General features: G+C 37.5%; 12 protein-coding genes. All 12 read left to right on the top strand.

All coding sequences use genetic code 11. The features are described 5' to 3' along the window. The first annotated feature begins 74 nt into the window (after window positions 1–74). Window positions 75–815, top strand: a complete 741-nt coding sequence (locus EQ827_RS04265; RefSeq protein ID WP_181189749.1) for a WxL domain-containing protein — start codon at window positions 75–77, stop codon at window positions 813–815. Between the two features lie 98 nt (window positions 816–913). Next, window positions 914–1966: a DUF3324 domain-containing protein gene (locus tag EQ827_RS04260; protein WP_181189748.1), complete on the top strand. Its 1053-nt coding sequence runs from the start codon at window positions 914–916 to the stop codon at window positions 1964–1966. 104 nt (window positions 1967–2070) lie between these two features. Beyond that, a complete protein-coding gene (locus tag EQ827_RS04255) occupies window positions 2071–3102 on the top strand; it encodes a WxL protein host-binding domain-containing protein (protein ID WP_181189747.1) in 1032 nt (343 codons plus the stop codon). A 17-nt stretch (window positions 3103–3119) separates the two neighbouring features. Continuing rightward, entirely contained in the window at window positions 3120–4157 is a 1038-nt protein-coding gene (locus EQ827_RS04250) for a DUF916 domain-containing protein (RefSeq protein ID WP_181189746.1), read from the top strand. 49 nt (window positions 4158–4206) lie between these two features. Next, entirely contained in the window at window positions 4207–5049 is an 843-nt protein-coding gene (locus EQ827_RS04245; protein ID WP_181189745.1) for a hypothetical protein, read from the top strand. Between the two features lie 106 nt (window positions 5050–5155). Continuing rightward, on the top strand, window positions 5156–6199 hold the full coding sequence (locus tag EQ827_RS04240; protein WP_181189744.1) for a WxL protein host-binding domain-containing protein: 1044 nt from the start codon (window positions 5156–5158) through the stop codon (window positions 6197–6199). A gap of 62 nt (window positions 6200–6261) precedes the next feature. Beyond that, window positions 6262–7026, top strand: coding sequence for a hypothetical protein (locus tag EQ827_RS04235; RefSeq protein WP_181189743.1), 765 nt, complete (start codon window positions 6262–6264; stop codon window positions 7024–7026). 24 nt (window positions 7027–7050) lie between these two features. Continuing rightward, complete coding sequence (locus EQ827_RS04230) at window positions 7051–8061, top strand: WxL protein host-binding domain-containing protein (RefSeq protein WP_181189742.1); 1011 nt, start codon at window positions 7051–7053, stop codon at window positions 8059–8061. Between the two features lie 90 nt (window positions 8062–8151). Next, a complete protein-coding gene (locus EQ827_RS04225; protein WP_181189741.1) occupies window positions 8152–9015 on the top strand; it encodes a WxL domain-containing protein in 864 nt (287 codons plus the stop codon). A 38-nt stretch (window positions 9016–9053) separates the two neighbouring features. Further along, window positions 9054–10106, top strand: coding sequence for a DUF916 and DUF3324 domain-containing protein (locus EQ827_RS04220; RefSeq protein ID WP_181189740.1), 1053 nt, complete (start codon window positions 9054–9056; stop codon window positions 10104–10106). 21 nt (window positions 10107–10127) lie between these two features. Then, window positions 10128–10964, top strand: a complete 837-nt coding sequence (locus tag EQ827_RS04215; protein ID WP_181189739.1) for a WxL domain-containing protein — start codon at window positions 10128–10130, stop codon at window positions 10962–10964. 249 nt (window positions 10965–11213) lie between these two features. Then, window positions 11214–12503 (top strand): serine--tRNA ligase, encoded by a 1290-nt coding sequence (serS, locus tag EQ827_RS04210; RefSeq protein WP_181189738.1) that lies wholly within the window; start codon window positions 11214–11216, stop codon window positions 12501–12503. Window positions 12504–12876 lie beyond the last annotated feature (373 nt).

Raw genomic sequence — 12876 nt, 5'->3', positions numbered from 1 at the left:
TTAACATGTTAGTGGTATTCTTATTGAGAGGATATCTTAATTATCCGAAGATATATTTTGGGGAGGAAATATTCATGAAGATGAATAAATTATTTAGTTCAATCGCAGCTTCTGCAATGGTATTAACAACTTTAGCACCCGCTGCAGTAGCAAATGCTGCTACAGGTTACAGTACAGGTGCTGCTGGTAGTGGTGTTGGCCTTACACGTAGTTCTGGCTCATTACATGATGCTGGTATGGCAACAAGTGGATCTGCAAATGTTAATACTGGAACTGCAACTGCTGAATCACAAGCTACTGTTAAAATTATTGATGGCTTTTTGGTTTTAAATGCTGTTCCTGATATGAATTTTGGTGCCACTGTTGCTGGTCAAGAGATTCAATTATTTAATTATAAGGGCGCAAGTAAAGATGGAAATAAGAACGGTGCATTAACCGTTATTGATTCTCGTCATAGTAATGGTAATAGTAATACCAAAGATGGTATGGGCTTTAAAGTAACTGCAACTGTTAGCCCATTTAAGAATCCTTCTAATCCTGTGGATCAAAAGGGCTTTATGTTAAATATGGCTGCTCTTAATGAAAATCCTAATCCTATGACTTCTTTAAAGTCTGAACCAGTTTCTTTGCCATCAGATGGTACATCTACTCGTACAGTGGTAGATGCTTCTAAATCTAAGGTTGGAAAGACTTGGGGTAATCATACATGGACTCTTCCTGCTCATGATGACGCCGTTAAATTAGCTGTTCCAGATATTGCTGCTGGTGAATACAATGCTACTATTAATTGGACATTGGACGCTAACGCACAATAATAAAAAAGTATTGACTAATTTTAATAAAACCACTACAATCAGTAGTGGTTTTATTTTTTATTTATGAGTTACATAATATTAATAAGGAGTTTATATTGATGAAACTAGGTAATATGCAAAAATCCAGTTATTTTATTTGGATAATGTTATTAGGCTTTTTTTGTTTTACAAGCGCGGCTATTACAAAGGCAACGGAAACTGGTTATGCTTTGAAACCAGCTTATGGTAGTAATCAGATTGCACAAAATGGTCAAATTGATGTCTTTGGTAATTCAGGACAGACTATAAAGTCTGGAGTTACAATAGCTAATCAAAGTGATAAGGATCTAAAATTAGAGGTTGATATTTATCCTGCGACTACTTCTGGCAATGGTGTTTATACCTTTAAAAAGGGAACAGCAATTGATCCTACTATGAAAATTAATCTTAGAAAGTTTGTTAGCCCAGCTCATCAAGTAATTGTGGTAAAGGCTAACAGTGTCCAAACAGCTAATTTTAATATTACTATTCCTACTCAAAAGTTTACGGGATACGTAATGGGTGGTGTAACCGTAGCGCCATATCACCAAAAAGCTCAGACTTCTTTAACTTCTAATGGTACTTTGATCAAAAACAAGTATTCTCAGGGTATTCCTATTAAAGTTCGTCAGGCACGTGACAACAAGAAAGAACCAAAGTTTAGAGTACGTACTGTATCAGCTACTGCTAATAGCACTATGAAATCTCGTGGCGTAAATGCCAATGTGCAAAATTATGTTGACGGGTATGTTGGTGATTTAAATGCTAAAGCTACTGTTACTCGTCGTCCTGATGATCATAAGTTCAAGGTGACAGCTAAGGCCGAGTCACAAGATGTTGCTCCTAATTCTAATTATAATTTTGCGATTGATTGGGGCAAAAATCCTTTACAAGCTGGTAATTATCATCTGCATATGGTATATACTACAAACGACAAGACAAAGTCTTGGACAGTTGACAAGAACTTTACTATCTCAGATGCGGATGCCGCAAAATACAATAAATTATCTGGTATCAAGCCTAATTACATGTGGCTTTGGATCCTAATTGCTATCTTGGCATTATTGTTAGTACTTGGTTTAGGTATTTACTTTGGCCGTCGTAATCAGAATAAAAATAATATGAATAATTAAAGACCATTTAATGAAATCTTGCAGACACTTGTTTGAGTGCCTGCATTTTTTTGTGATAATATGATATCATCTTAAGTATTAAGTAAAGGAATTTAAATTTAATTATGATAAAAAAGCTGTTAACATCTATTGTTGCCTTTTTGGGCATGTTATTGGGCTGCTACTATTCTTTACATGTGGCTCGGGCGGATATACAAGATATCACTGTAACACCAATTATCAATGATTCGGATGTTACTGATCGCTTCCAAATAATTGCTCAACCCAATCATATATATCCGGTTAAAATATCTGTGACTAATTTTGGTGGTGGTGAAGTGAAACTTCGGATTCGACCGACTAATGCTACTACTAGTTCTACTGGTCAAATTGTTTATTCTGATATTGTTAAAACTGGTGACAATGGGTTAAAAGTTGCATTTCAAGATATGACAGCTGCTCAGGTTGTGACCTTGAATGCTAATCAAACCAAGGAAGTTAAGTTTGACATCAAAACACCGCCTGAAAAGTTGCCTGGCTTTATTATGGGCGGATTTTATATCTATGATGTTAATCAGCCCAATGCTGTGGGCTTGAAGGTACCAGTTTGGATCACTGAAACGAACAAAGCTGTAGGCGGAGTTTTAATCTTAGATAGTATATCTCCACAAGCAGTAAATCATAGTCCATTCATCAATGTTAATCTGACGAATAACCAGCCTGGTTTGATGAAAGATGTCACTGTGCATATGACTTTAAGGCGGAAGGGACTTTTAGAGTTGTTTAATCTGGGCTTCAAACCTGTGAATGCTGATCAGGTTTATAAACAGATTGCTCCTAACTCCAATGTGCCAGTGGCTTTTGATCAGCAGTCCTTGCCGATTAAGCCGGGAATTTATCAAGCTACTGGTACTGCCCGCAGCGGTAAAACCAAATGGAAGTTTTCTGGCAGTTATCGCATCACGCAAAAAGAAGCTGATCGAATCAACAATTCCTGTCACAATCTAGTGCCTGATAAGACAGTTATGTATTTAATGATTGTTATTGCTTTATTCATGTTAATTATTTTTGTTATTTGGGGACTTTGGTCACAAAGCCGCCGCAGCAAAAAATTGAACCAGCAGCAAAATACCTCATCACCTCGTAAGCAACGTTAATTTAAGGAGATTTTTTAATGAAAATAACTAAGCTATTGAAGAGTATTATTTTAATAGTTACAAGCTGGTTTGTGCTGGCAAGCAGCAGTTCAGTTATTTTAGCAGCTAGCCAAAATCAGCAGCCAGCACGCTCATTCACGGTTAAGGCACTCTTGCCGAAAAATCAAGTCAATAAGCAGCTTACTTACTATGATTTAAAGGTTAAACCCCAACAAAAGCAAACTTTAAGACTGTTAGTAACTAATCTAGGTACCAAAAAATTAACCATTACGGTGCGGATTAACAATGCTTATACTTCCCAAAATGGAGTGATTAGTTATGATAAGCCTTATGTGCGTCTTTATCAGCCTAAGCAGCCAGCTTTAGCGGACTTAGTGCAGGGAAGCCGCTATAAAAAACTTACTTTGCAGCCCCAACATTCTAAAATTGTGAAATTTACTTATCAAGCACCGGAAAAAGAATTTAAGGGCATTATTCTCGGCGGAATTACAGCTTCAGCGGGAGTAGGGAGTTCAGATAGTAATAACCTTACTATTCAAAATCGCATCCGCTATGTAACAGGAATAGTTCTTCATTCCCAATCTGCAGCGGTAACTCCCCACCTCACTTTAGGTCCGCGCGTGGGTGCTCAAGCACGAAATTTACAATCCGGAATTACTTTTGAATTGCGTAACCCGCAACCGATTAATTTAAGCCAAGTTAAGTTGAATGTGCAGCTAACTTCTTCCACTCATAAATTACCTAATCGCAACATTAATAACGCCCAAATAGCGCCTAACTCTACTTGGCAGGCCTTTGTTCCTTATAAGAATTTAAAAGCCGGCTCTTATACCTTACATTTACGTGTTCAAGCTAAGGGCAATTATGAAAAAGAGTTTACACGTAAGTTCACAATTACCGAACAAGATGAAAACCGTCTTAATAAGGGACAAAATTCTCAGCGTAATTGGCCAATCATGACTTGGATTATTTTGATTATTATTCTGGGAGTAATCTTGGTTATTGGCTATCTCTTATGGGTTTATCTGCAAGGTCGCAAACACGCTAAAAAATAATAGACGGTTAGTGAATTAATTGTTATAATTGAGTAGCGAGGTGTGTGTTGTGAAGAATATTAAGAAGACAATTTTAACATGCTGTGGTGCAGCTTTATGTACAACACTTTTAGCCGCTCAGTCTGTTCAACCAGTGCTGGCAGCCGGTACTACATCTGGAAGTACTTCTGGGGTTACCAATACTACATCTGGAAGTACTTCTGGGGTTACCAATGTGACTGTTGAGTTTACTCAAGCTAATGTTTATATAAATGCAATGCCCAACTTTGATTTTGGTACAGGGAGAAGTTTGCTCTCAAGTGATGCTATTGATTTATTAAAAGATAATTTGGGTGCTGCAGCCCGCTCTTTAAAAGTTACCTCACCAGATGCGGCGGTGCCCTTTACTGTCACAGTAAAGCAAGGTGGAGATGGGATTTTGTGGGATCCTGAGCAGAAAGTACAAGTACCGGTTACACAAGCATTATTAGATGCGGCAAAAGATAGTACTGGTAAAAAAACGGAAACGGCCACTTTAACATTGAATCCTCACAAACTTAACATATCTCAAACCCCTCAAAATAACCCAGCTCATCATCAGCAGGCTGTGGTTCCTTTAAACTTGGGGACAGGTCCATCCTCTGATGGTCAAATAGTATTGAGTGTCTCAGATGCAGATGGTATGGGAAGATTTGGAGTTAGTTTTTATCAGATACCTGGACCACCTATTGTTCCTAACACTGATCCAAGTGCTACATTGCAAATTAATAAGAAGGTTTTAGATCCATTGAAAGATTATTTTGATACTCGGCCTGCTGCAAAAACTTCTCCAAGCACTACGTATAAACACTTGAATTTGATATTTCCACTTCAATGGACTGCTACCATTACCCCCTCATCTCCTACGCCATAATTATGTTTAATGATTTTGCTGTATTATTTTTAGTATATTTTAGTGCTACTAGCCGAGATGAGTTATCTCGGCTTTATCTTTAGATAAAAACATGCAGGAGTTTTTTATGAAGTACGGGCGTTTTTTAACTATCTTATTAATTAGTTTACTGTTTTGGATATGGCGGCTGCCCCAAGTAGTATCAGCAGCTGGGAGTACTTTTACAGTTGTACCCCAGAAGTCAGCTACTCAGATTGGCCCCCCCAATCAGGGTTGGTATCTTCACGTGCAGCCTGATACTGATTATCACTTAACATTTCAATTAGGTAATGTTACTAAGTCAAGGAATGTCATCGAAGTGCAGCCAGTGGTTGTCCAGACCAATTCTCAACTGCAGTTAGCTTTAGATACTCCCCAAGCAGCGCCAGGGCCGCAGGCACAGTATGACTTTCGTAAATTAGTTCCAAGTCAGACGTATACTTTAGGCCCGCAGCAAGTTGTGACAGAGACGATTAATGTCCATATCCCCGCGGCCGGTATTCGAGGAATGGTAATGGGGGGACTTTTATTTCGTTCACAAACTGCTTTGCAACAGCAATTGCAGTCATTAAAAAATCAGCATTCCCAACAAAGAAATTCCAACTTTTTATCAGTAGCCGCAATTAGTTATAGTGTGTATTTACAGCAGAAAATGCAGCCGCTCAACGTGAAATTAAAATTAGGAGCCCCCCAATTAAATTTACAAAATCAACAAGTTGCTTTGACGACACCGCTGCAAAATGTGACTGCTTATCCCTTTGTCAAAGGAAAGCTTCATCTGCGGGTCACTAATCAAAAAAATCATAATTTAAATTTTACTGAAGTTGTCAATAATATTAGTATTGCTGCTAATTCTAAAACCGCTTGGCAGATTCCTTGGCAAAGGGGGCCATTATTGGCGGGAAAGTATCAATTGACCTACACATTTACGAATCCGCGAATGCATTATGTCTTTCACCGCACTTTGATTTTAACGCCAAAGCAAGTAGAACAATTGAACAAGTTTTTGCCAAAAGAAAAACCTAATTACTTGATTATGATTACTGTTATTATCATTATAGCTATTGCTTTATTGATTTTATTGACTTTTTTGGTCTATCATTTTGGGCGCCATCAAGCCCGTATAAAATAAGTTTTACTTTTAATCTTAATTGGCTTAAAATATTCTTAAGAGTAGCAATGGGGGAATGAAGATTGCAAATACGAAATAAATTGACTTTATTATCTAGCGCAGCTCTATTAGCATTAATTCCTGCTGTTACAGTGGTGGCACAAAGCACTGCTGCGGTTAGTGATCATGCACTTAGTGGATATCCATATGTAACCCCAGGACAAGAAGATGGCTATCAATCACCTGCTACTTCGGCTTCTGCTGGTATTTCTTATGTTGGTGTGGGGTATAGTGATCAATTAATCACTAATCCGATAACTTTAGCAGCGGTGCCGAACTTTGATTTTGGTTATCACAAGAAAACTGAAACTAAGGATTCTTTTTCTTTAATAGACGGGGCAACCAAACGCTATTTAGTGGTAGTTGACAAAAACGGCACCCTTGATTGGAATGTAACAGCTGCTTTAGGTGCGAATATCAAGACACCGACTCTAATTAACAACAATGATGTTAGCATAGTTTCTAATACCACAAATAAGCCTGTGATTAAATCTGGTTCATCTCCAGACACCGACTGGGATGGCAGTAAAATAACCTCCACTTTGGGTTCCAGTCCTAATAGCAATTTGTCTAATCCAAGTTTTACTTTATCAAATAATTCTAGTCAAACTGTGTTCGGATATACAGGCATAAAGTCACCAACGCCAGCAATGGCAAGTCCGCTAACGGCAGTTTTGGATTTTAATGCTCCTGATTCGGTAACATTTAATTATAATAATACAAAACAACCAGTTGTTGCTGATAAATTTGTTGCACCAATTACTTGGACATTATCAGTCACAGCTTAATAAAATCTTGAGCGAGGTTCTTTTATGAAAGCATCGCGATTTTTAATTACACTAATCCTTGGTTTTGGTTGGTGTATTTTTTTTAATTGTAGTTTAGTTCATGCCGCCGGTATGCCGGTTACCGTACAATTACAATTGCCAGCCCATAATAAATCCGATAGCGTTATTAATTTAGATGTAAAGCCACAGCAAAAAGTTGACTTTGCGGTTATCCTACACAATCCCACTGCTGATAATGCTACAATTCAAATTGCACCATCAATTGCTAAGACTAATTCGAGCGGAGCAATATTTTTAGGAGATTCGAGCCGTCAGCTGTTGGATAATTCTTGGCGCTATCGCTTGCAAGATTTGGGATTAGTTCCTAAAACCGTAACAGTAAAATCTCATTCTACTAAAAGTGTTCCTTTTTCTTTACTGATACCTAATTATCAAGGATCTATTTCTGGTTCTATTATTGTGCGGCCTGTAACGAAAATAAAGAAGAAATCCCAATTTCCTAATCAAATTCAACAAGCTTATGGGGTCTTATTAAATGTTGGTAACTATGATCAGCTTACAGCAAAATTTAATCTCGGCAAAGTTCAAGTTACGTCCCAAGGTGGACGATCGCTTTTGATAGCGGAAATTCACAATCAAAAACCAATTTATTATGGTAATGGTTCCATTGACTGTCAAGGAACCATTTACAATCATCAAAATCAAAAAATCAGCACTGTCCATCTTCCACAAGCATCTCTGGCAGCTAATGCAATTTTGCCTTTGAATATAGATTGGGGTAATAATCCCATTCAAGCCGGAGATTACATCCTGCGTGTGCGATTGAATGATGGAAATCGAGTTTGGCATTTTCAGCGGCGTTTTACTATCAAAAATCAGCTAGCTTTACAGTTAAATCAGCATAATCCTGATTTAAAACGGGATAACTTTCCGATGATAGTATTAATTACTGTGATCATTATATTGGCAATTGGCTTATTCTTATGGTTAGTCTTTTGGTATGCCAAAAACAAGGGCGCTGCTAGCCGCAGCTAGCCAGAGTTTAAATTTTGCTTTATTTATTCTTGGAAATGCCTTATAATGACTATGATATCTTAAATAGATAATTTTGAGGGGGATTTTGATATGCGTATTAAAGAAATTAGTATTGCAGCAAGCGCTTTGGCATTGTTTAGCGTTGCTGCACCTTTAGTTGTTCAAACAGCCAATGCTGCTGATAGATCTGGAGCTTTGAGTGGTGTAGCTGGTGTTCAAGATTATTCTGGATCCCAGATCATTAATTCATCAGCTTCAGCTGACGCTAACAGAAGTGGGATGGCAAGCGGTAAATCCTTTGCAGGTATTGGGTTTGATTCTGGTGATTTGATTCTTTATCAAGTACCTAACTTTGATTTTGGTATGGGTAATGCTATGGCTTCTAATGGTGTAATTAATCTTATTGCAGCAAAAGATGATGCTTCTAGTAATAGAATGGCTGTTATAGTTGATAACCGTTATACACAAGCTGAGGTTGATGCTGCTAATACTGCTGGTAAAACTTTGAAATATAATTGGTCTTTATCTGCTAACGCAACTGATTTTAAAGATCAAGCAACTACTGGCAGGGGAGCTGACTTAATTGGTGTTGGTGCTAATCATGATGCTCAAATTATTTTAAGTGATACAGATAATAAGGGTAAATTGGCAGAAGTTTATAAGGCTGAAACACAAAATTTAGCTTCCAAGCCAAATATTTACAAAGTTTATAAAAAATCTGGTTCCGCAACAGGTGTAGATGTTAAGAAGGGTGCAAACATTTCTGCTGGTGAGGCTGTAGTGGCAAAAACTTTGAGCGATGGGAAGACTCCTGGTCCTTATGCTGTTGATTTTAAAGATGTAGATAGTGCTAATGTACTTTTGACTCAAAGTGCATTGACCAAAATTGTACCTAAACATAATTATGTTTCTAATATTACTTGGACTCTAAGCACTTCACCATTGCTTCCTTAATGTTGCATAAGAAAATTGTATGATAGGAGAAATGGCGTGTGCGTAAACGTATAAGTTTTGTTTTCTTAATACTAGTTGGTATTTTTACTTGGTTTACACTGGCAGTACCGGCACAGGCCGCTATTAGTGGTGCTGCCGGTTTTTCTGTAGAGCCGGTTAATGATAGTGATGCTGAAAAGACAGATTTTTATAGTCTAAATTTACAGCCTGGTCAAAGTTCAGCTTTGCGGCTTAAAGTAACGAATAACCTTAATAGAAAGATTAAGGTTGTAGTAATACCAACTGTTGCTGTCACGACTAATGGTCAGATTAATTATAATGCTGTTACTAATAAACGTGATTCAAGTTTAAAATATGATTGGACTAAGATGGGTCCTACTAAGCAAAATATCACATTACTGCCTAAACAAAGTCAAGTGGTAACTGAAAATATTACACTACCGCAAGACAAGTTTAATGGAGTAATGCTAGGTAGCCTTTATGTGTATTCTCCAACTGTCAATAATAAACTGAAAAAAGATGCTTCTAAGAAAAAAAACAAAATGGCTTTAACTAATCTTTATGCTTATTCAGTAGGTTCAGTAATGAATGTTGGTGATATTGATCAGGTTCAGCCCGATTTGAGATTACGGACTATTAAGGTTGGTTTGTTCAAAGTAGATCCAGCGGTTTATTTGAATTTGCAAAATTTTAAACCTAAATATATTAGCAATCAAAAAATGCAAGTGCATGCTCGCATTTATCCAGCTAAAAGTAATAAGTTAGTGGTTCAAAATAAGCAGACAAAGATGAGTTTTGCTCCTAATTCTAATTTTGATTTTCCAGTGAGTTGGGGCGATAAGCGCATGCAAGCAGGCAATTATCAAGCACGAGTGCGCGTTCGTACACCTGAACGTAGCTGGTATTTTAAGAAGAACTTCACCATTTCTCCAGCCGATGCGAATCGTGTAAATCGAGCTAATCCCAATTATCGGAAGAATTATTGGCCTTTAATTTTGTTAATTGTCATAATTATACTATTATTAATTGCCTTATTATTCTATTGGTTCTATAAGAAGGGGCAAAATCAAGCGCCAAAGAATTCGAAGTAACAAAGGGGGGAGATGTTTAGGATGCGTAAGTTTGCACAGGCAGTTGCACTGGGAACGGTGGCATATTCTGCGATTATGTCCGTATCTCCGGTGCATGCTGACACTAGTGCTGCTTTAAGTGGTATCGACCCTAGTAATATTATAAATTCTGCAGCTACACCTGATTTGAACGACGATGGAAGTGCTAGTGGACAATCCTTAGCGGGCATTGGTTTTAAAGATGGCTCACTCTACTTGTACGGAAGCCCTAACTTTTATTTTGGGACTCACCTTTGGTCAGCTGATTTAACTTGGGATTTGCTTCCTAGTGGGGCAAATAGCAGTGGCAATGTTGAGCAAAAAAATACCAATGCAGTTAAAACAAACAGTATTGCTGTTGGCGATTTTCGCTCTCATCAGACCGGCAATGGTTGGACATTAAGTGTTTCGGTCACTGATTTTAAAAGTCATTCAAATGAAGTTGAGCCTGTAAGATCAATGCTGTTTCATCATGCAACTTTAATGGAGGGGAAATTTTATACTCCAATAAATGATGATGCTATTTTAAATAGTAAATTTAATTTTGAGCCTGTTAGTAATATTTCATCATCAACCCCTAATAATAATTTAGGTGATGGTGTTGAAATTCCTATTTACCCACCAAGCAGTCCGGATTTTAGTAACAATAATAATGAGGCAGTTATTTGGTCGGCTAAAAATGGCAATAATGGACAGCCTGTTCAGGGGAAAAATGTTTGGGGTTTGTCCTTTATTACTAAGGGCGATGTACAGCTATTTCCTGTTGATCGTACAAGCCAAATTCCTGGTGACTATAATGCTAAAATTACTTGGACTTTAAGTACAGCAGCAATTACTTAGAATAATGTAATAATATTAATGCTTAAATACCTTTAGAGTTACGACAGAGAATCAAGCATTAGCTGAGAGCTTGATTAACTCATCTTCCAGTATTTTAAAAGCGGATAGCAATTGAAGTTATACGGTAAACCCCGTTATCAGTCTGAAAGTGCAGTGTTTTTGACACTGAATTTGGGTGGTACCGCGAATAAATCGATTCGTCCCTCTGTGGGATAAATCGATTTTTTATTTTATTTAGGAGGTTTATTTATGTTAGATATTAAAATAATTAGAAAAGATCCTGAATGGGCTAAGAAAAAATTAGCCACTCGTAATGTTGGCCCCGAACAAATTGATGATTTATTGGAACTGGATGAACAACGCCGCAAATTATTAACTCAGACTGAGGACTTGAAGGCTAAGCGTAATGCTGTTTCCCAGCAAATCGCTCAGATTAAACGGGAACATGGTAATGCTGATGAGCAAATTGCTGCTATGAAGCAAGTTGGTGAACAAATCAAAAATTTAGATGAACAACTAGAAAAAGTGGAAAATTCCACCGAGTACATTTTAGTACGTTTACCTAATTTTCCTGACGATTCTGTACCGGTAGGACCAGATGAATCCTATAATGTTGAAGTGCGTAAATGGGAACAGCCACGTCACTTTGATTTCACACCTAAGGCACATTGGGAGATTGGCGAAAACTTGGGAATTTTAGACTTTGAAAGAGCAGCCAAGGTATCAGGCAGTCGTTTTGTATATTACATGGGCATGGGTGCTAAGCTTGAACGTGCCATCTATAACTTCATGCTTGATGAACATCAAAAAGATGGCTATACCGAAGTTATCCCGCCTTATATGGTCAATGCTGATTCTATGTTCGGTACGAGTCAATTTCCAAAGTTTACCGAAGATGTGTATACGGTTATTGATGAAGATCGTCCTTTAACACTAATTCCAACAGCAGAAGTACCATTAACTAATTATTATCGTGGTGAAATACTTAATGATGACCAGTTGCCAACTTATTTAACAGCTTTAACGCCTTGTTTTCGGTCTGAGGCTGGTTCGGCCGGTCGTGACACCCGTGGCTTAATTCGGATGCATCAATTTAATAAAGTGGAAATGGTTAAATATTGTAAACCAGAAGATTCTTGGAACGAGTTGGAGAAACTCACCGCTAACGCTGAAAATATCCTTCAAAAGCTCAATTTGCCTTATCACGTTATTACTTTAGCAACCGGTGATGCAAGCTTTAGTTCGGCTAAAACTTACGATTTAGAGGTTTGGATGCCACAGCAGAATACCTACCGCGAGATCTCTAGTTGTTCTAATTGCACAGATTTTCAAGCTCGACGTTCTCAAATCCGTTATCGTGACGAAAATGGTAAACTGAACTTTGTTCATACCCTTAATGGATCAGGACTAGCTGTCGGACGGACAGTTGCGGCAATTTTAGAAAATTATCAAAATGCCGATGGTACGGTCGATATTCCTCAAGCGTTGATTCCATATCTTAATGGAATCGAAAAACTAACTCCAGAAAATTGTCGTTAATTTCAATACCTCATTAATTGTTATTTAAATAACAATAATGGGGTATTTTTTTGAAACTAAATACCGGTAGAAAGGCTATAATAACAAGGTTACAGAAAACAAAAGCAAAAAGTTCAAAAAAACCAAAGAAAAAGTGTTGACATAGGCTGTAAAACTTGGTAAGATATTTTCTGTTGTCACGGAGGAGAAGTTAAGAACAAACAAGCGACAAAAAAGTCAATAAAAAAAGTTCTTGACAAGCTTCCAAGTAGCTGATATAATAAAACAGCTGCTACATGGCAGCGAGGTGAACTTTGAAAACTGAATAAAGTTTCTAAACGCAAAAGTGCAGGGTTCAAAAGAACCTGTCAATGAGAAACAATAAAGAAAAGAC

The sequence above is a fragment of the Bombilactobacillus bombi genome, assembly GCF_013607485.1.
Taxonomy (GTDB): Bacteria; Bacillota; Bacilli; order Lactobacillales; family Lactobacillaceae; genus Bombilactobacillus; species Bombilactobacillus bombi_A.
The sequence above is the reverse complement of the archived record's forward strand: the minus strand, read 5'-3'. Positions and strand labels throughout refer to the sequence as shown.